Source organism: Actinomadura madurae, from assembly GCF_900115095.1.
Taxonomy (GTDB): domain Bacteria; phylum Actinomycetota; class Actinomycetes; order Streptosporangiales; family Streptosporangiaceae; genus Spirillospora; species Spirillospora madurae.
On sequence record NZ_FOVH01000003.1, the window covers coordinates 406,647 to 425,435 of the forward strand.

The window sequence follows — 18,789 nt, forward strand, 5'->3', positions numbered from 1 at the left end:
GCGGCTCGCCGCAGTACTGTGATCAGTTGGCGGTCAGTGTGGTTCCGTTGACTTCGCTCAGCGGCGCCTCGGCGATGCCGAGCCGCCGGGCGGTGTCCAGCAGGTCCTGGAAGCCGGCGCTCTCCGGACCGCCCGACTTGATCAGGCGCAGCAGCAGCGCCGACAGGGTCAGGTCGCGGACGCCGCCGGTGCCGACCGAGCCCAGCAGGCGGGACAGGTCGCCGGGCAGGCTCGACGAGCCGTCCAGCCAGGGACCGGCGACCGACTGCGCGACATCGGAGTTCTGCACGAAGCCGTCGACGCTCTTGCCCAGCGCGATCGAGCCGACGAGCTTGTCGAAGAAGACCGAGTCGCCGCCGACGATGTTGATGTCGGCCTGCTCCAGCCCGGTGGCGAGGACGGTGGCCTGCGCCTCCGCGACCTTGCGCTGCACCTCGATGCCGGCCAGCCGGACGTCCTTCTCGGCCTCCAGCCGCAGCCGGTACTCCTCGTGCTCGCGGGACGCCTCGTCCAGCGCGGCCATCGCGCCGGCCTTCTCCGACAGGCCCTCCGCCTCGGCCCGCAGGTTGTCGCGGATGCGCGCGGCCTCGACCAGCGCCTTCTCCTGGGCGACGGCGGCCTCGGCGCGGCCGACCTTCTCGATCGCCTCGGCGTCGCGCTCGCGGACCTGGACCTCGGCCAGCCCGCTCGCGGCGGCCTCCGCGCGCAGCCCCTCGGCCAGCCGGATCTTGGCCTGCGCGTCCATCTCGGCGGCCTCCTGGCGCGCCTTGGCCATCGTCAGCTCCTCGCGGGCGCGGTGCTCGGCGGCGGCCTCGGCCGCCTCGGCGGCCTTGATGTCCTTGACCAGGTTCTCCTGCGCCTCGGCCTCCGCGTGGATGATCACCGACTGGCGGGCCCGCTCGGCCTCCTCGACCGTGCGCAGCCGCTTGATGCCCTCCTCCTGCTCGGCGACGGTCCGCTCCACCGCGATCCGCTCCCGGACGACGTTCGCGATCTCGCGCTTCTCCGCCTCGACCTCCTTGTCGGCCGCGATGCGGGTCAGCTCCGTCTCGCGCTCGCGGGCGATGACCTCCAGGACGCGGTCCTTCTCGATCCGCTCGCTCTCGATCGCGAGGACGCGCTCCTTGTTCTTCGCGGCGACCGACACCTCGCGGTCCTTGTTCTCGTGCTGGACGCCGAGCTGCTCGTCGGTGCGGATGTGCGCGAGCTGCGCCCGCAGCCGCTCCTCGGCCTTGACCCGCTCGATCTCCGCCGTCTCGCGGGCGCGGACGGTCTCGACCTCGCGCTCCTGCCGCAGCTCGGCGTCCGCCTGGCGGCGTTCGAGCTCCAGGATCGCCTCGCGCGCCTCGACGTTCTGGCGGGTGATCTCCTTCTCCTCGTTGCGGGCGTGCTCGTTGGTGCGGACGTGCTCGATCGCGGTCAGCTCGGTGATCTTCCGGATGCCCTGGGCGTCCAGGATGTTGGACCTGTCCAGGGAGAGCAGGGGCGTCTGCTCCAGGTAGTCGATCGCGGCGTCCTCAAGGCTGTAGCCGTTCAGGTCCGTGCCGATCACGCGGATGATGTGGTCGCGGAACTCGTTGCGGCGCGTGTAGAGGTCGGCGAAGTCGAGGTGCTTGCCGACGGTCTTCAGCGCCTCGGAGAACTTCGCCGCGAACAGCTCCTGCAGCGTCTCCTGGCTGCTGGCCCGCTCCGTGCCGATGGCCTGCGCGACCTTCACGACGTCCTCGACGGTCTTGTTGACGCGGACGAAGAACGTGATGCGGATGTCGGCGCGGATGTTGTCCTTGCAGATCAGGCCGTCCCGCCCGGTCCGCTCGATCTCTATCGTCTTGACCGAGATGTCCATCAACTCGGCGCGGTGCAGGACCGGCAGGACGATCGCACCGGTGAAGGTGACGTCGACCTTCTTGAGCTTGGAGATGATGAGCGCGCGGCCCTGGTCGACCTTGCGGAACAACCGGGTCACCATCAGCACGAGGCCGAGGGTGACGAGCAGCGCGAGAGCGAGGAGCACGCCGGCTCCTATCGTGATGGTGTCCATCGATATCCCTGTCTGCCGGGGGTGAGGTCGCGGGGGTCTGTGTCGCGGGGTGGGGCGCGGGGTCTTTACCGCGGGTGGGTGTCGCGGGGGCTCAGCGGAGGTCGGCGGCCGTGTCGTGCGGCATGACCCAGAAGAAGCGGCCCTCCGGATCGAAGTCGAAGATCAGCGCGATGCTGCCGGCGGTGAGCCCGAGGCCCTCCGCGGCGCCGGCCACGGGCACGTCCGCGGCGGGCTGCCGCACCTGGACGACGGCGGACGAGCCGTCGGCGGCGGTGACCTCGGCCTGGCCGAAGTCCGGGCCGACCCGGCCGGTGCGGATCACGCACGGCAGCCCGACGAAGTCGCGCAGCGACGCCTCGGCCCGGTGCTGGAAGACGCCGCGCAGCGGGCGGACGGCGAGCCGCGTCCCGGCCCAGCCCGCGGCCAGCGCGACGGGCAGGACGAGGACCCGCGCCGCGGCGCCCTCGAACAGCGCCCCCCCCGCGAGGCTGACGAACCACGCGAGCCCGATCAGCAGCGACAGCCCGACGGTGGCCGGGACGCCGCCGAGCCCGAGCAGCCCGCCGGCCGTGCCGTCCTCGGCGCCGGCGCCGGCCCCCGTGTCGGCATCGGCGCCGGCGCCGAGGAAGTCGAGGTCCAGGCCGCCGAGCAGGACGAGCGTCCAGTAGGCGGCCACGACGAGGAGTGAGAAGCTGAACAGCGCCGTCGGGAAACCGAACGCCGCATCGATGAATTCGCCCATGGGAGTGCACGCTTCCGGGTCGAGACGTCATGGATCGCGCCGGAGCGGCGGAACGCGGCCGGCCGGCGCCGAAGAGGCTTCGTCGATCGGAGCAGGTCGATCGACGAGGTCGATCGACGAAGGGAGACGTGCTCAGCTATCTGGGAAGTCGTGCGCCCAGGTCACGGATCGCAGGTGGTGAGGCCTGCGGCGGGACGGCACGGCACTGCGCGGTGCAGGGTGCGCGATGAGAAAGTGCCGGGGAATCATCAGCCCTCCTGGTCGCAGACATCTCCTGTCTCGCCGACCAGGCTTCCCGGCACACCGATCGTTACTTTAGCTTACTTCTCGGCTACAGGGAAGTCTTTTACTGTTCGATCGCCGGTCCCGGGCCGTTGACCTGGCCGTTCGCGAAGACGGCGGATGGCCTCTCCGGCGGGGCGCCGGGGCGGCCTTCAGCGTTCGTTGAGGTTTGCTGGAGGTTCGTCTCAGGGACCGCGGGTACGGTGCCGCGACATGACAACGGAGTCCTGCCGCCCCATCTTCGTCCTCGGATGCCCGCGATCGGGGACGACGCTGCTGCAGCAGATGCTGCACTCGCATCGGCGCATCGCGTTCCCGTCCGAGACGAGGTTCGTGCATACCGCGTACGAGGTGCGGCACGACTTCGGCGACCTGGAGCTGTCGGAGAACCGGCGCGCGCTGGCCGAGTGGATCGTGCACGGCAGGAACACCAAGTTCAGGGTCCTGGACCTGGACGCCGGCGACGCGATCGAGGAGATCGTGAACGCGCCGCCGACGCTCGGCTCCGCGATCGCGGCCGTCTTCCGCGCGTACGCGCGCAAGCACGGCAAGCCGCGCTGGGGGGACAAGCGACCGAGCTACTTCCGCCGGGTGTCGATGCTCCAGCGGATGTTCCCGGACGCGCAGTTCGTCCACCTCCTCCGGGACGGCCGGGACGCGGTCAGTTCGCTGACGCGGATGCCCTGGTTCGACGGCGACATCCACGCCGCGGCCCTGACCTGGCGGGAGGCGGTCGACACGGGCCGCCACCTGCGGGAGCGGCTCGGCCCGGACACCTTCTACGAGTTCCGCTACGAGGACCTCGTCGCGGAGCCCGAGGAGGCGCTGGTGAAGCTGTGCGCCTTCCTCGGCGAGGAGTACGACCCCGAGATGACCCGGGCGTACCGGCACGCCCGGCGGACGGTGCCCGCCTCGCGGAAGTGGCACCTGCACACGCACGAGGCCGTCAACACCCGCCAGGTCGGGGCCTGGCGCGAGCGCATGGAGGACTGGGAGGCCGACCTGGTCGAGCACGTCCTCGCCTCGCGGCTCGTCCAGAACGGCTACGAGCTGACCGGGGGAGCGCGTCCCCCCGCGGCGCAGCTCGCCAAGTTCCACCGGCTCGCGGCGCACCGCTGGCGGTCGCGGCACGCGCACGCCGCCCTGGAGCGGCTCGCGCAGGCCCGGGAGTCGAACCCGGTCGAGTCGCGGCTGAGCGGTCCCGTGTCCCCGGAGTGACCGGCTGAGGTCACGTCCGCCAGGGACAGGTGAATCTGTCTTCCGAGAAAGTCATCCCTGACTGCCCTGCGGCGGGCGGGTCTGGAAGGTTGTCCGAAATTCTCATGGAACGTGCCCACTTGTCGCCGGGCGGGACGGGCCGCGATGGCGAGCCTGCTGGGGAACGACGCAGGTAGCGTGCCCTCGCGAGTCCCCCGGGGGAGGACGGATCGGTGGGGCGGGCGGGAACCGAGATGCCGGCGGGCGTTCCGGCTGGGCCCATATCGGAACAGGCTACCAGCGAGTAACTTGTCGCCGTTTTTACCGGCCTGCTGACTGGGTTTACGGGTCGGAGACATGCCCGTGTCCGATCGTTCACATCCGGGTCGAGACACGCCCCCCATTTGGCTGTATGTTGCGTGTTGCTCGTCTTCCGATGACTATCGCGATTGATTCGATGATCCTCTTAACATAAGGAGGAGTGCGGTGACCCGATCGGAAACAATTTCCCACGACGAGCTGCAATCGTGGCTTCTTGACAGGATCGCCTTCTACCTGGACCGGCCCGCGGAGAACATCGATCCCGCGGTCGAACTGGCCCGCTACGGTGTCGACTCGGTCTACGCCATCAGCATCATCAGCGACATCGAGGACCATCTGCAGGTCGAGGTCGACGTGGCCGAGGCCAGGCGGCGGGAGACGGTGACCGACCTCACCGACTACCTGCTCGACCTCGTCGCGTGATGGGCGGCCGGCCCGCGGACGGCGCCGCCGGGCCCGCCATGGTGGTGCTCGGCGACAGCGTGGCCGAGGGCCAGGACGACCCGCACCCGGCCGGCGGCTGGCTCGGCTGGGCCGGGCGGCTGGCCCTTCACCTGGGGATTCCCCGGGAGGAGGTGCTCAACGTCTCCGACCCGGGCGCGAAGATCGACGATGTGGCGCGCGACCAGCTGCCCCTCGTCCGGGACCTGCGGCCGCGCCTGGTCGTGCTCGGCTGCGGGATGAACGACGCGCTGCGCGGCTTCGAGCCCGCGGACGCGGCCCGCCGGCTGGACGAGCTGTACGGCTGGGCCCGCGACCGCGGCGCGGTGATGCTGGCGATCCCGGTGCCGCGTCCCCCGCTGCTCGACATATCCCCGATCTCGCAGTTCCGCAAGAAACGGACCGTGCAGCGCATTCATGACTTCAATATGGAGCTGGCGCGCGTCGCGCGCGACTTCGGAATGACCTTTCCGGAACGGGAGACCGTGGCCCGGGTCGCCGACCCGGTGATGTGGAGTCCGGACGGAATCCACCTCAATCCGAGAGGTCACGCCTATGTCGCGGAGGTGATCGCGCACATCGCAAAAAGCCTGCTCAGCGAGCGGGTGATCTGAGTCTCGGGGGCCCCAACCTGCAGTCTGGGAAACAGATGAAAAGACCTTTCGCCGCTGTCCGCGTCTCCCGTTCGGCGATGCTGATCCCGCTCGCTCCCGTCCTGGTCGTCCAGGCATGGCGGACGGTGCGCCGGACGCCGCGGCTCGACCCGGCGGCGGGCGACGAGCACGGCCTCGCCGCCGGCCCGCGTCCCGGGAAGGGCCCGGAAGACGGGCGACCGGACTACCGGGTCGTCGTGCTCGGCGAGTCGACCGCCGTCGGCGTCGGCGCGTCGCTGCACGCCGAGGCGCTCCCCGGCTTCCTGGCGGAGGCGCTGCGGGACCGGCTGCGGCGCGGCGTGGCGTGGACGCTGTCCGGCGAGAACGGCGCCACCGCCCGCCGGATCACGACCGGGCTGGTGCCCGCGCCGGACGGTTCCGCGGCGGACCTCGTGGTCGTCACCACGGGCATCAACGACCTGATCCGGCGGCGGCCGCTGCGCCGCTGGACGGCGGACATGACCGAGCTCATCGCCGCGCTGCGCGACCGCTACCCGGGCGCGCGGCTGCTCGTCGCGGGCATGCCGCCCGTGCACCGGTTCCCCGCCCTGCCGCGGCCGCTGCGGTCCGTCCTCGGCGCGCGGGCGCGGGCGATGGACCTGATCACGAGCGAGGCGGCCGCCGTGGGCGGCGCGGTCCACGTCCCCATGGACGAGGCGATGGCGCGCGACCGGCGGCTCTTCGCGGCCGACGGCTTCCACCCGTCGGCCGCCGGGTACCGGGCGTGGGCGCAGGATCTCGCCCGCGCCGCCGTGCCCGCTCCCGAGCCCGGCCTCCCCGCACCGCACACGCCCCCCGCCGGCGCCGTCCCGCCCCGGACGGTGAACTGACCGGCTCAGGCAAGCGAAGGGAGCAGCCCGGATGACGGTCCCCGGAACGTTCCGAACGGCGGTGGAGGCCAAGGATCTCGCCGCGATCACCGGTGCGCTCGATCCCGGCATCGAGTTCCACAGCCCGGTGATGGTGAAGCCCTATCTCGGCCGCGACGCCGTCGCCGCGCTGCTCGGGGTGCTGCTGGAGGTCTTCGAGGACTTCCGTTACACCGACGAGCTGGTGCGGCCGGCGAACGGCACCGGCCCGCCCGCGCAGGCGCTGATCTTCAGCGCCCGGGTGATGGGCAAGGCCGTGCAGGGGCTCGATCTGATCAGGTTCGGCGACACCGGCCTCGTCACCGGCCTGACCGTCATGGTCCGCCCGCTTCCGGCGGCGATGACGCTCGCCCGGGTGGTCGGGAAGCGCATGGAAGACGTGCAGGACGCCGGCGGCGTGGCGGACGCCGGCGGCGCGGGGGCCGCAGGGGAAACGGGGGGCCCGTCCGGTACCGCGCAGGTTTAGGGAGCGACCCAGACAAAGGGAGTCGAAGGAAAGATGGACAGTAAGGTTCCCGTACACCCCGCACCGCCAGGCACGGCGTCCCACCGGGCCGTGCCCCGTCAGAAACTGTCCCTTGAGACGCTGTCGCCGGCGCACCGGATCGCCGCCGACCTGGACGGCTTCCTCGGCGACCCCATGGACGACGAGGCCGGGCCGTTCTCCTACAAGGCGATCGTGGAGGCGGAGGAGCGCGACGAGATCCCGCCGGGCGCGGTCGACGCCGTCCGGGCCTGGGGTTTCCCGAAGTACCTGGTGCCCGCGCCGCTCGGCGGGCGGCTGACGACGCTTGAAGAGCTGTTCTTCGTCACCCGGGGCATCTCGCGCCGCAGCGTGACCGTGGCGGTGATGTACGGGTCGGGGCTGCTGGCCGTGAACCCGGTGTGGCTGTGGGGCGACGCCTGGCAGCGCAAGACGGTCGCGGACGGTGTGCTGTGCGGTGACCTGGCCTGTTTCGGCGTCTCGGAGGCGGATCACGGCAGCGACGTGATGGCCTCGGAGTCGGAGGCGGAGATCCGGGACGGCGAGCTGGTGCTGACCGGGGTGAAGTGGCCGGTGGGCAACGCCACGCGCGGCCGGTTCGTCACCACCTATGCCAAGACGGGACCGCGCGACTTCTCGCTCATCCTGGTCGACAAGCGGGAGATCGACCCGGCCTCCTGGTCGACGCTGCCGCCGGTGCGGACGGTGGGGCTGCGCGGCCACGACCTCAGCGGGGTCGCGTTCTCCGGGGCGCGGCTGCCGGCCGAGCGGGTGATCGGGCGGCGCGGGTCCGGGCTCGTGCAGACGCTGAAGACCCTGCAGATCACCCGTACGGCGATCGCGGCGCTGTCGGTCGGGACGATGGACGCGGTCGTGCGCATCGGCATGGAGTACGCGCGGCAGCGCACCCTCTACGGCTCGGACATCTACAAGATCCCCGTCATCCGCGACCACCTGGTCAAGGCGCATCTGGACCTGCTGATCGCCGAGTGCGTGGCGATCCCGGTGGCGCGCTGCCTGACGGTCGCGCCGGGGCGGCTCAGCCTGTGGTCGTCGATCGTGAAGTACTTCGTCCCGGTCATGGGGGAGGAGGTCGTGGCCAGCATCGGGACCGTCCTCGCGGCGCGCGGCTACCTGCGCGAGGGCGTGGCGCACGGGGTGTTCCAGAAGCTCCAGCGCGACCACGCGATCGCGAGCATCTTCGAGGGCACCACGCACGTCAACCTGGCCAACGTCGCCGGGCAGCTGCCGTACCTGATCGAGCCGCTGCAGGAGACGGGCCGCGAGGACGAGCTGCTCGCCGACCTGTTCTGCTGGACGCGGACCCCGCCCGCGTGGGAGCCGGACGGCCGGCTGCTCCAGCTCACCAACGAGGGGCGCGACGAGGTCGGCCAGCGGTTCGAGCAGATCGCCGAGGAGGTGCTGTCCGCGGCGAACGCGCACGCGGCGCCCGGTGTCGCGGCGGAGCTGAAGGACCTGCTGTCGGGCATCGGCGGCCTGCGCGCCAAGGTGGACCACGGCATCCGCGCGAACGAGGGCGACTCCTCGTCGGTGGCGGCGCTGGCGCGGGCGAAGCGGTACTGCGAGCTGCACGCGATGGTCTCGTGCATGCTGACGTGGCTGCACAACCGGCAGGCCTTCGGCGGCCCGTTCGCCGAGGGGGAGTGGCTCGTCCTGTGCCTGCAGCGGCTGCTCCAGCGCGCGCAGCCCGACACCGTCCTGTCGGAGGACTTCCTCCCGTCGCTGGAGGCCGCGATGTTCCACGCCGGCGAGCGGGGCTGGTTCTCCCTGCTGTCGCTGGCCGAGGACGAGTGAGGCCTCATGCCGCCCTACCAGGACTTCGTGTCGCTGGCCCGGGAGAACATCCGGGCGCACGGCGACGACCGGTCGTTCACCTTCATCAGCGAGGAACCGGGCCGCAAGTACAAGGAGAACGTGCTCGGCTTCGCCGAACTGGACCGCAAGGCCCGCGTCCTCGGCTGGCGCCTGGAAGCGCGGGGGCTGCGGGACCGGGCCGTCCTGCTGCTGTATCCGGAGGGCCTTGAGTTCCTGACGGCGTTCCTGGGGTGCCTGTACGCGCGGGTCATCGCCGTCCCGGCGCCGTTACCCGACCTGGACGCCGGCCGGTTCGGACGCACCCGCCGGATCATCGAGGACGCCGACATCGCGCTGATCCTCACCGACACCGCCCACAAGGGCACCCTCGACGCGTGGCTGTCGGCCGCGGGGCTGAAGGGGCGCGTCCACTGCCTGGACACCCAGGCGGGCAAGGAGTCCGATCCGGGCGCCTGGACGCCGCGGGGCTTCGACTCCGACACGGTCGCGTTCCTGCAGTACACCTCGGGCTCGACCAGCGAGCCGAAGGGCGTGATGGTCACCCACGGGAACCTGCTGAGCAACGGCGAGGAGATCAAGCGCCGGATCGAGGGGAGCACCGACACGGTCGGCGTCGGCTGGGTGCCGCACTACCACGACATGGGGCTGGTCGGTCAGTTCCTCCAGCCGCTCTACCTCGGCTGCCGGTACGTGTTCACCTCGCCGATCGCGTTCATCAAGCGTCCCGTGCTGTGGCTGGAGCTGATCACCCGCTACCGGGGGACGATCACCGTCGCGCCGAACTTCGGGTACGAGCTGGCCCTGCGCCGGGTCACCGACCGGCAGCTGGAGGGCCTGGACCTGTCGTCGCTGCGGGTCGTGAAGAACGGCGCGGAGCCGGTCCGGGCCGCGACGCTGGACGCCATGGCCGAGCGGTTCGCCCCGGTCGGGTTCCGGCGCAGCATGTGGATGCCCTGTTATGGGATGGCCGAGACGACGCTGCTCGTCACCGCCGCGCCCCTGGGAAGCGGGCCGGTCGTCCGTGACTTCGACGCCGAGGCCCTCACCCGGGACGAGGCCGTCCCCCGCGACGGGCCGGAGGGCGCCAGGCGGCTCGTCAGCAGCGGGCGGCCGGTGAGCCTGGACGTCCGCGTCGTCGACCCGGAGACGTGCGCAGAGCGGCCGGAGGGGCGCGTGGGCGAGATCTGGGTCCGCGGCGGAAGCGTCGCCCACGGCTACTGGGGAAGCCCCGAGCAGAGCATGGCGACCTTCGGTGCGCGCACGGCCGGCGGCGAGGGCCCGTTCCTGCGGACCGGCGATCTCGGCTTCATCGCCGGCGGCGAGCTGTACGTGACCGGGCGGATCAAGGACCTGATCATCGTCAACGGCCGCAACATCCACGCGCACGACATCGAGGAGACGGCGCGGGCGGCGCATCCGGCCGCGCTGGTCGGCGCGGCGTTCGCGATCGACGGGGCCATCGACGCCGATGTCGGCGGGTCCGTGGACGGCAGCCGCGAGCAGGTCGTGATCGTCCAGGAGATCAGCACCCGGGCCGCCGCCGGCACGCCGCTGGACGAGCTGGCCTCGCTCATCAGGACCCGCGTCGCCCGGACGTTCGAGCTGCCCGCGGTCAGCGTCGTGCTGGCCGCGCGGGGCACCGTCCGGCACACCACGAGCGGCAAGATGCAGCGCCGCCTGACCCGCGCGGCCTTCCTCAAGGGGGAGATCACCGCGCTCGCCGGCGACCTCGAACCTGGCGTGGACGAGCTCCGCCGGGCACGCGCGTGACCGCCCGGCCGGGCGGTCCGAAGATCGTCAAAATCCGAACCAACCGATACTAGTCAAAATGATGACTAATCATGTCGTTGTCTGGTAACGTCGGGCATCACCCTGAGTCAAGGCGGGGAGAGAAGGCCGATGGCGCTACGTCACGCGGTGCTGGCGGCGCTGCTCGACGGCGAGTACAGCGGCTACCAGCTGGCCAAGATCTTCGATTTGTCGGTCTCCAACTTCTGGCACGCCGTACCGCAGCAGCTCTACTCGGAGCTGTCGAGGTTGGAGACGGAAGGTCTGATCAGCGGGCGGCAGATCATCCAGCACGACCGTCCCAACAAGCGCGTGTACACCGTCACCGAGGCCGGCGTCGCCGAGCTCGAGCGGTTCGCCACCACCCCCGCCAAGCCGGGCATCATCCGCGAGAACCTGCTCGTCATGGTGCAGGCCGTGGATCACATCTCCGCGGACTCCGTCATCGCGCAGCTGGAGGACCGGGCGGTGGCCTCCGCCGCCAAGATCGAGGTCTTCGAGCGCACCCTGAAGCACCTGCGCGGCGACCTGGACGAGGAGACGTTCCTGCGCACCGGGTCCCCACTCGGCCCCTACCTCACCTGCCTGCGCGGACGCCGGTTCGAGCAGGAGAACTACGAGTGGTTCACCAGTACCGCCCGGCTGCTTCGCGCGCGGGCGGACGCCCAAGCCGAGGAGGGCGGACCGTCATGACCGGCCCGCGCCCCTCGAACACCGTGCCGCCGTCCGCCCGAACGGCGGCGGCACCTGCACCATCCCCCCACGCCCAACGCGGCCTCGCATCCCGGCCGGGCCGCACCCGGGCGACACGCCTTAGTCAAGGAGGCGTTCATCATGTCGGGCGAACACCACACCATCGAACTCCCTAGCACCCTGGCCACCACCACACCACCGCACGACCTCCGGGCGATGGAGGAACCCGTCCCGATCCTGCTGGGCGAGCTGACGCTGCCCGCCGAACGGGAGTCGGTTCCCCGGGCGCGCCGCTTCAGCCGGTCCGTCACCACCGCGTCCGGCATCGGGCACGTCGCCGACGACGCCGAGGTCCTCGTGTCGGAGCTCGTCACCAACGCGGTCCGGCACGCGCCGATCCCCGGCGCCGCGCTCTGCCTGCGGCTGCTGCGCGCCGGCGCCCGGCTCCGGATCGAGGTGCACGACCAGAGCGCCGCCGTCCCCCGGACCCGGCAGGTCGACCTCATGGAGGAGACGGGCCGCGGCTGGTTCCTCGTCGCGGTCATGGCCGACCGGCACGGCACCGACCACACGCCGTCCGGCAAGTCGGTCTGGTGCGAGGTGCTGGCCTGGCCGCGGGACGACCACCCCGGTCACTGAGCACCTTCCCTCGCATTCCCGGTACGGCGATGGGATGTGCCATGCCCAGTGATCTCCACAGGTCCCCCGAGTACTACCGGTCGGACGGACTGCGCGCCACGGCGGAGGAGGCCCAGCGGCTCCTGCTCGACGTGCGCGGACGCCTGGTCGCCCAGGACGTCATCCGCGTCGGCGCCGTCGTCGTGGTCGTCTCGACCTGGTTCACCGTGATCGACCTCGGACTCGCGGCGAACGGAAGGCCATTGCTATGGCAGACGATCGTGTCCGACCACGCGATGCACGCGGACATCGGGCAGTACACCACGCGGGAGCGGGCCGTGCGCGGGCACGCGCAGGCCGTCGAGATGATCTCGGGCCGGCTGCGCGGCCTGGTCGCCCGCGCGGCCCTGGACGAGGCTCGCCCCTCACCCCCGCACCCCCCGGCACCCCGGCATGAGGTAGTGAATCCGATGACCTCCAAGACACCCCGCGACGACGCGTCCGGCCGCACGGGCCGGCGGCGGCGCCCGATCCGGCTGCGGATCACGGCGCTGCTGCTGGTCCCGCTGGTGTCCCTCATCACCCTGTGGGCGTTCGCGGCGAACATCACGCTCGGCGACGCCTTCGACAAGTACGACTTCTCGACGACGTACGAGAAGATGGGCCTTCCCGGCATCTACCTGGTGAACCAGCTCCAGGCGGAACGTTCCCTCAGCGTCGTCGCGCTCAGCACCCGCGACCCCGCCGACCGGCAGAAGCTCGGCGGGCAGCGCGCCCGGGTGAGCGCCGTCGAGAAGGCGTTCCGCGGGACCGCGCTGTCGCCCGAGGCGCGGGACGCGGCCGAACCGGAGACCAAGCAGCGGCTCGCCGAGGCGATCAAGGCGCTGGACCGGCTGCCGCAGCTGCGCGCCCGGGTCGACTCGGGGCAGGTCCAGCCGCTGGAGGTCATCAACTCCTACAGCACCATGCTCGACCAGGTGATCAAGGTCTTCGACGGCCTGGTGACGGTCAACGACGTCGCGATCCTCACCCAGGGCCGCGCCCTGATCAGCGTCGGCAACGCCCGCGCCTACATGCTGCGGCAGGACTCCCTCGTCACCGCCGCGATGGCGCGCAACGGGCGGCTCACCCAGGCCGAGCACACCGCGTTCGTCCAGTGGGCGGCCGAGGGGCGGCGCGAGTTCGACGCCGGGCTCGCCGACCTCAACGACCAGATCCGGGGACCGCTCCAGCAGCTCGCCGCGACCGACGGGTTCAAGCGGTACCGGGCGGCCGAGACCGCCATCGTGAACGCGCGCGGCGACCGGCTGCCGCCCGAGGCGGCCGACTGGCAGGCCACCACCCAGCTGCTGTCGCAGGCCTGGGCGCAGCGGGTCACCGAGGCGAGCCTCGCGCTCAACGAGATGGCCAAGCCCATCGGTGAGCGGATCATCATGCGGCTGGTCCTCGCCGGCGGGTTCGGGCTGCTCGCGGTGATCGCGTCCATCATCCTGTCGCTGCTGGCCGCGCGCAGCCTGTCGCGGGAGCTGCGCGGGCTCCAGCGCGCCGCGCTGAACCTCGCCGAGGACCGGCTGCCCGGCGTCGTCGCCCGGCTGAGACGCGGCGAGGAGGTGGACGTGGACGCCGAGGCGCCGCCGCTCGTCATCGGAAGGAGCCGCGAGGTCGCCAGCGTCGGCGACGCGTTCACCAAGGTGCAGCACACCGCGATCGAGACCGCCGTCCGCGAGTCCTACCTGCGGCAGGGCATCAGCCGCGTGTTCCTCAACGTCGCGTGGCGCAGCCAGTCGCTGCTGCACCGGCAGCTGCGGATGCTGGACGAGATGGAGCGCGACGCGTCCGACCCCAAGGTCCTGGAGGACCTGTTCCGCCTCGACCACCTCACCACCCGCATGCGCCGCCACGCCGAGGGCCTGGTCATCCTGTCCGGGACGTCCCCGGGCCGGGGCTGGAGCCGTCCGGTGCACGTCGAGGACGTGCTGCGCGCCGCGGTCGCCGAGGTCGAGGACTACACCCGGGTCGAGGTCGTCGTGGTGTCCGGGCAGGCCGCGGTGATCGGCGAGGCCGTCGCCGACATCATCCACCTGCTCGCCGAGCTGATCGAGAACGCGACGGTGTTCTCCCCGGCCCCGACCGAGGTGCTCGTCCGCGGCGAGATGGGCGCGAACGGGTTCGCCGTCGACATCATCGACCGCGGCATCGGGCTCGACCAGTCCGAACTGGACGCGCTGAACCTGCGGCTGCAGCGGCCGCCGGAGTTCGACCTGGCCGTCACCGACCGGCTCGGCCTGTTCGTCGTCTCCCGGCTCGCCGGACGGCACGGCATCAGGGTCGCCCTCCAGCCGTCCCTCTACGGGGGCGTCAGCGCGGTCGTGCTGATCCCGCGGCAGCTGATCGTGGACGTCGACCAGCCCGAGGACGAGAACATGGCCGAGGGCGCCCCGCGCGGAGACGTCCCGGTCGCGCGGGCGGGAGCCGCCCCGCAGAACGGGGCGACGCCGGCGAACGGGTCGCTGAAGGCCTGGCCCGAGCAGGCGCCGTCGTCCACGGCGATGCTCAACGCCCCGGTGTACGACACGTCCGCGCCGCCCGAAGCGCCGGCGTCCTACGAGGACCAGCCGGAGTATGACGCGACGGTGGGGTTCGACGACGGTGCCCAGACCCCGACGTCGTACGGGACCCCACCGTCGCACGGGTCGCCGCCGGCGTTCGACGCCACGCGCCCGTTCCAGGCCGGCGGGCCGCACATCCCCGCCTACGGCCACGACCCCTACGCCGGGTCGAGCGGCGAGTACGAGACGCCGGCCTCCTTCGGGGAGGGCGCCGTGTCGTTCGGCCAGACCGGTCCGTTCGGGCAGGCGCAGGCGTCGGGCGGCGGGCGGGCCCCGCTGCCGCGCCGGGTGCGCGGCGGCAACCTGGCGCCGCAGCTGCGCGACCAGGACACCTATCAGGAGGAGCCCGCCGCCACCACCTACCCCGACGACGCGGTCGCCGCGTGGGAGGAGCGGTCGGCGGAGGCCTCCCGTGACCTGTTCGCGTCCTTGCAGGCGGGCTGGCTGCGCGGCCGGGACGAGGACGAAGGGCCCGCCGAGGGTCCCGCGAACGGCATGGAGGGAAGATCATGACCCAGCAGGGAGTCGCGGCCGAGCTGAACTTTCTCCTCGACGATCTGGTCGACCGGGTCCCGCAGGTCCGCAAGGTCGTCGTCCTGTCCAGGGACGGGCTGGTGATGGGCATGTCGCGGGGCGTCGGGCGGGAGGACTCCGAGTACCTCGCGGCCCTCGCCGCCGGGTTCCACAGCCTCGCGGTCGGGGCGCGCCCGCAGCTGGACTCCGGCGAGATCCGGCAGACGATGATCGAGATGGACAAGGGCCTGTTCTTCGTCGTCCCCGCCGGCGCCAACAGCTGCCTTGCCCTGCTCAGCGAGGTCGGCGCGAACGCGGGCCTCGTCGCCTACGAGATGACGATGCTGGTCAAGCGGGTCGGCAGGCAGCTGTCCACCGGACTGAGACAGGGCGCGCCCGGCCCCGGACACAGGTGACCCGGCATGGACCCCAGCGACGTTCCCGGTGCTCCTCGGGGTCCCGGCAGAGAGCGATGGCTCGATGCCGCCGCCGGGCCGATCGTCCGCCCCTACGCGGTGACGCGCGGCCGCACCCGCGCGAGCGGCGAGCACCTGGACATCGTGGCGATCCTCGTCGCGACGGGCCGGCAGCCGCCCGAGCCGGGCCGGCTGTCGCGCCAGCAGCGCCGGCTGCTGGCGCTGTGCCGGCGTCCGCACGCGCTCGCCGACCTCGCCTCGGACCTGAACCTGCCGCTCGGCGTGATCCGGGTGCTGGCCGGCGACCTGATCGACTCGGGGCTCGTGGACGTCCAGCGGTGGTCCGCGCCCCCCTCGCCGACGTCGCCGACGACACCGGTCTACGTCCAGCCGCACAACGACCCGAACCTGCTCAGGAGGGTGCTCGATGAGCTCCGTGCGCTCTAGTCTCGACGAAGCCGGCCCGGGGGGCGCGGGGGGCCGCTCCCCGTCCACGGGCCACGATCCCGTCCAGGACGAGACCGACGAGCGGGCGGACGGCCCGCGCGTCGCGCTGAAGATCCTCGTCGCCGGCGGGTTCGGCGTCGGGAAGACGACGCTGGTCGGCGCGGTCAGCGAGATCCGGCCGCTGCGCACCGAGGAGGCGCTGACCGACGCGAGCGTCGGCGTGGACGACCTCGACGGCGTCGCCGCCAAGACGACCACGACGGTGGCGATGGACTTCGGCCGCATCACGCTGCGCGACGGCGTCGCGATCTACCTGTTCGGGACGCCCGGCCAGGAGCGGTTCTGGTTCATGTGGAACGAGTTGTCGCGCGGCGCGCTCGGCGCGGTCGTGCTCGCCGACACGCGGCGGCTGATGGCGAGCTTCGCCTCGATCGACTACTTCGAGCGCAAGGGCACCCCGTTCATCGTCGCCGTCAACTGCTTCGACGACGCGGACCACTACGAGCCGCCCGAGATCCGCTCGGCGCTGGACATCGACCCGCACGTCCCCGTCCTGCTGTGCGACGCGCGGCACGCGGGGTCGGCGAAGCAGGTGCTGGTGTCGCTGGTCGAGCACGCGCTGCGGCTCGCCGGCGGCACCCGGCACGCCTCCTAGTCCGCCGCTCCCCGGTCCGCCGCTCCCTGCCCGCCGGGCCGGTCGTCGGTCTCCGGCGGGCCCATGACGATCTCGTCGACCCCGACGTCGTGCCCGTCGGCACATCTGACCTGCGCCGTCACCCGCTCGCCGCAGTCGCTGTGGGTCAGCATGACCTGGCGCCCCTCGTCGCCGGGCAGGTAGTTCTCGCCCCACTCCATGAGGCTGACGAGGGTCGGCGCGAGGTCCAGGCCCATCTTCGTCAGGTGGTACTCGTAGCGCGTGCGCTGCCCGGGCTCCTGGTAGGGCTCCTTGCTGAGCAGGCCGAAGTCCACGAGATGGCGCAGCCGGGCGGTGACGGCCGATTCGGTCATGCCCAGGTTGCGCACGAAGTCACCGAAACGGTTGGTCCCGAAGAAGGCCTCGCTGAGCACCAGGACCGCCGACGGCGGACCGAGCGCGGCCAGGGTCCTCGCGACCGGGCAGTTCTGCATCGACCAGGCGTCACGGTCGGCGAAGTGCCCCTCAAGTGCGATTGTCACCCGCCCACTATAAACCTGCTGACTTCGCTTGACCAAAGTCAGGTGGCTCGCTAGCCTCCCTGACTATGGTGGAACAAAGTCAGGTGCGCACGGGGCCGGTGCTCGCGGTGCTCTCCGTCGCCTCCTTCATGGCGGGCCTCGACCTGTTCATCGTCAACGTGGCCTTCGACGACATCGGCCGCGACTTCGCCGGGCAGTCCATGGCCGACCTGTCCTGGGTCCTCAACGGCTACGCCATCGTCTTCGCCGCGCTGCTCGTCCCGCTCGGGCGGCTCGCCGACCGCTACGGCCGCAAGAAGGGCCTCGTCCTCGGCCTCATCGTCTTCACCCTCGCCTCCCAGGCCTGCGCCGCCGCCCCCGACCTGTGGTCCCTGGTCGCCTTCCGCGTCCTGCAGGCCGCGGGCGCCGCCGCCCTCATCCCCACCAGCCTCGGGCTCCTGCTGTCGGCCTTCCCCGCCGCCCGCCGCGGCGGCGCCGTCCGCATCTGGTCCGCCGCCTCCGCGCTCGCCGCCGCGGCCGGCCCCGCGATCGGCGGCGTCCTCGTCGACGTCTCCTGGCGCTGGGTCTTCGAAGTCAACATCCCCATCGGGATCGCCGCCGTCGTGCTCGCCGTCCGGCTCGTCCCCGACTCGCGCGAAGGCGCCACCGCCCGCGTCCCCGACCTCCCCGGCACCGCCGTCCTCACCCTCGCCGTCGCGCTGCTCGCCCTCGGCGTCGTGAAGGTCAATGACTGGCCCGGAGAGCAGACCACCCTCGTGATCGGCGCCGCCCTGCTCGGCCTCACCTGGTTCTGGCTGCGGTCCCTGCGGCACCCCGCGCCCGTCATCGAACCCGCGCTCCTCGCCGTCCGCACCTTCTTCTGGTCCAACGCCGCGATCCTGCTCTTCACCGTCGCGTTCGCCGCCAACCTGCTCCTCGGCGTCCTCTGGATGCAGCAGGTCTGGCACTACTCGCCCATCAAGACCGGGCTCGCCGTCGCGCCCGGCCCGCTGATGGTCCCCATCATGGCGCTCATCGCCGGACGCCTCGTCGCCGCGCGCGTCCCCGTCGGTCTGATCACCGCCGTCGGGTGCATGCTCTGCGCGTTCGGCGTCGTCATGATCGCGATGAGCCTCGGCCCGGCGCCCGCCTACGCGACGGAGATGCTGCCGGGCTGGCTCATCGGCGGGACGGGCGTCGGACTCGCCCTCCCCACCATCCTGTCCGCCTCCGCCGCCGACCTGCCCTCCCACCGCTACGCCACCGGCAGCGCCGTGGTCAACATGAGCCGGCAGATCGGCACCGTCCTCGGCGTCAGCCTCGCCGTCGCCGTCCTCGGCACCCCGCACGGCTACGCCGACGCCCACACCGCCTATGTCAACTCCTGGCTGATGGTCGGGGGGTTCATGGTGATCGCAGCGATCGCCGCCCTTGGCATGACCCCCCGCCGCCTCCAGCCGACCCGCCCCGTCCCCGAGCCAGAAACGGAAGTGATCGCCGGCGCCTCATAACCCCGAAGACACGGGAGACGGGCGAAGCCTTGACCCGGACCGCAAGGCCCGGTTCGTCCGGAACCCGCACAGCAGGCACCTCATCCGGAGAGGTGCCTGCTGTATTTATTGTGGTTTTTGGGGTTGGGGCCCTGGGGGCCCCAACCCCAAAAACCACGTGCGATCGCTGCATC

General features: G+C 71.7%; 17 protein-coding genes. 14 read left to right on the forward strand and 3 right to left on the reverse strand.

The window, feature by feature from the left end; all coding sequences use genetic code 11:
- Positions 1–22: 22 nt before the first annotated feature.
- Positions 23–2,041, reverse strand: a complete 2,019-nt coding sequence (locus tag BM339_RS11380) for a flotillin family protein (RefSeq protein ID WP_024935517.1) — start codon at positions 2,039–2,041, stop codon at positions 23–25.
- Positions 2,042–2,132: 91 nt separating this feature from the next.
- Positions 2,133–2,783: a hypothetical protein gene (locus BM339_RS11385; RefSeq protein WP_075020813.1), complete on the reverse strand. Its 651-nt coding sequence runs from the start codon at positions 2,781–2,783 to the stop codon at positions 2,133–2,135.
- Positions 2,784–3,278: 495 nt separating this feature from the next.
- Between BM339_RS11385 and BM339_RS11390 the strand changes: the two genes are divergently transcribed.
- The 13 genes from BM339_RS11390 to BM339_RS11450 all read left to right on the forward strand — a co-directional run bounded on the left by BM339_RS11390 (position 3,279) and on the right by BM339_RS11450 (position 16,605).
- Complete coding sequence (locus BM339_RS11390) at positions 3,279–4,283, forward strand: sulfotransferase family protein (RefSeq protein ID WP_075020814.1); 1,005 nt, start codon at positions 3,279–3,281, stop codon at positions 4,281–4,283.
- A gap of 465 nt (positions 4,284–4,748) precedes the next feature.
- Positions 4,749–5,006 carry an acyl carrier protein gene (locus BM339_RS11395; protein WP_021593239.1) on the forward strand — a complete coding sequence of 86 codons (258 nt, stop codon included), beginning with the start codon at positions 4,749–4,751 and terminating at the stop codon, positions 5,004–5,006.
- Positions 5,006–5,638, forward strand: coding sequence for an SGNH/GDSL hydrolase family protein (locus BM339_RS11400; RefSeq protein ID WP_075020815.1), 633 nt, complete (start codon positions 5,006–5,008; stop codon positions 5,636–5,638). The genes BM339_RS11395 and BM339_RS11400 overlap by 1 nt, the downstream gene beginning before the upstream one ends.
- Before the next feature lie 77 nt (positions 5,639–5,715).
- Entirely contained in the window at positions 5,716–6,507 is a 792-nt protein-coding gene (locus BM339_RS11405; RefSeq protein ID WP_021593237.1) for an SGNH/GDSL hydrolase family protein, read from the forward strand.
- Positions 6,508–6,538: 31 nt separating this feature from the next.
- Positions 6,539–7,012 (forward strand): nuclear transport factor 2-like protein, encoded by a 474-nt coding sequence (locus BM339_RS11410; RefSeq protein ID WP_021593236.1) that lies wholly within the window; start codon positions 6,539–6,541, stop codon positions 7,010–7,012.
- Between the two features lie 90 nt (positions 7,013–7,102).
- The gene (locus BM339_RS11415; protein ID WP_218163622.1) at positions 7,103–8,845 is read left to right on the forward strand and encodes an acyl-CoA dehydrogenase family protein; all 1,743 of its coding nucleotides are present in this window, start codon (positions 7,103–7,105) and stop codon (positions 8,843–8,845) included.
- A gap of 6 nt (positions 8,846–8,851) precedes the next feature.
- A complete protein-coding gene (locus BM339_RS11420) occupies positions 8,852–10,636 on the forward strand; it encodes a fatty acyl-AMP ligase (RefSeq protein WP_075020816.1) in 1,785 nt (594 codons plus the stop codon).
- 129 nt (positions 10,637–10,765) lie between these two features.
- On the forward strand, positions 10,766–11,347 hold the full coding sequence (locus tag BM339_RS11425; protein ID WP_021593233.1) for a PadR family transcriptional regulator: 582 nt from the start codon (positions 10,766–10,768) through the stop codon (positions 11,345–11,347).
- Positions 11,348–11,488: 141 nt separating this feature from the next.
- Positions 11,489–11,986 carry an ATP-binding protein gene (locus BM339_RS11430; RefSeq protein WP_021593232.1) on the forward strand — a complete coding sequence of 166 codons (498 nt, stop codon included), beginning with the start codon at positions 11,489–11,491 and terminating at the stop codon, positions 11,984–11,986.
- Between the two features lie 41 nt (positions 11,987–12,027).
- On the forward strand, positions 12,028–15,087 hold the full coding sequence (locus BM339_RS11435) for a sensor histidine kinase (RefSeq protein WP_075020817.1): 3,060 nt from the start codon (positions 12,028–12,030) through the stop codon (positions 15,085–15,087).
- On the forward strand, positions 15,084–15,503 hold the full coding sequence (locus BM339_RS11440) for a roadblock/LC7 domain-containing protein (protein WP_021593229.1): 420 nt from the start codon (positions 15,084–15,086) through the stop codon (positions 15,501–15,503). Before BM339_RS11435 ends, BM339_RS11440 begins: the two co-directional genes overlap by 4 nt.
- Before the next feature lie 6 nt (positions 15,504–15,509).
- Positions 15,510–15,950, forward strand: a complete 441-nt coding sequence (locus tag BM339_RS11445; RefSeq protein ID WP_075020818.1) for a DUF742 domain-containing protein — start codon at positions 15,510–15,512, stop codon at positions 15,948–15,950.
- Positions 15,931–16,605: a GTP-binding protein gene (locus tag BM339_RS11450; protein ID WP_021593227.1), complete on the forward strand. Its 675-nt coding sequence runs from the start codon at positions 15,931–15,933 to the stop codon at positions 16,603–16,605. The genes BM339_RS11445 and BM339_RS11450 overlap by 20 nt, the downstream gene beginning before the upstream one ends.
- Here the strand turns inward: BM339_RS11450 and BM339_RS11455 are convergent.
- Positions 16,602–17,126: a winged helix-turn-helix transcriptional regulator gene (locus BM339_RS11455; protein WP_021593226.1), complete on the reverse strand. Its 525-nt coding sequence runs from the start codon at positions 17,124–17,126 to the stop codon at positions 16,602–16,604. The two genes, BM339_RS11450 and BM339_RS11455, sit on opposite strands and share 4 nt — an antisense overlap.
- Before the next feature lie 65 nt (positions 17,127–17,191).
- Here BM339_RS11455 and BM339_RS11460 point away from each other — a divergent pair, with 65 nt between their 5' ends.
- Positions 17,192–18,616, forward strand: a complete 1,425-nt coding sequence (locus BM339_RS11460; protein WP_075020820.1) for an MFS transporter — start codon at positions 17,192–17,194, stop codon at positions 18,614–18,616.
- Positions 18,617–18,789: the final 173 nt, after the last annotated feature.

Bases quoted from the DNA above. Each gene is read 5' to 3' on its own strand.
- BM339_RS11380 (WP_024935517.1), bottom strand. From the start codon at position 2,041: ATGGACACCATCACGATAGGAGCCGGCGTGCTCCTCGCTCTCGCGCTG.
- BM339_RS11385 (WP_075020813.1), bottom strand. From the start codon at position 2,783: ATGGGCGAATTCATCGATGCGGCGTTCGGTTTCCCGACGGCGCTGTTC.
- BM339_RS11390 (WP_075020814.1), top strand. From the start codon at position 3,279: ATGACAACGGAGTCCTGCCGCCCCATCTTCGTCCTCGGATGCCCGCGA.
- BM339_RS11400 (WP_075020815.1), top strand. From the start codon at position 5,006: ATGGGCGGCCGGCCCGCGGACGGCGCCGCCGGGCCCGCCATGGTGGTG.
- BM339_RS11405 (WP_021593237.1), top strand. From the start codon at position 5,716: ATGCTGATCCCGCTCGCTCCCGTCCTGGTCGTCCAGGCATGGCGGACG.
- BM339_RS11410 (WP_021593236.1), top strand. From the start codon at position 6,539: ATGACGGTCCCCGGAACGTTCCGAACGGCGGTGGAGGCCAAGGATCTC.
- BM339_RS11420 (WP_075020816.1), top strand. From the start codon at position 8,852: ATGCCGCCCTACCAGGACTTCGTGTCGCTGGCCCGGGAGAACATCCGG.
- BM339_RS11425 (WP_021593233.1), top strand. From the start codon at position 10,766: ATGGCGCTACGTCACGCGGTGCTGGCGGCGCTGCTCGACGGCGAGTAC.
- BM339_RS11430 (WP_021593232.1), top strand. From the start codon at position 11,489: ATGTCGGGCGAACACCACACCATCGAACTCCCTAGCACCCTGGCCACC.
- BM339_RS11435 (WP_075020817.1), top strand. From the start codon at position 12,028: ATGCCCAGTGATCTCCACAGGTCCCCCGAGTACTACCGGTCGGACGGA.
- BM339_RS11440 (WP_021593229.1), top strand. From the start codon at position 15,084: ATGACCCAGCAGGGAGTCGCGGCCGAGCTGAACTTTCTCCTCGACGAT.
- BM339_RS11445 (WP_075020818.1), top strand. From the start codon at position 15,510: ATGGACCCCAGCGACGTTCCCGGTGCTCCTCGGGGTCCCGGCAGAGAG.
- BM339_RS11450 (WP_021593227.1), top strand. From the start codon at position 15,931: ATGAGCTCCGTGCGCTCTAGTCTCGACGAAGCCGGCCCGGGGGGCGCG.
- BM339_RS11460 (WP_075020820.1), top strand. From the start codon at position 17,192: ATGGTGGAACAAAGTCAGGTGCGCACGGGGCCGGTGCTCGCGGTGCTC.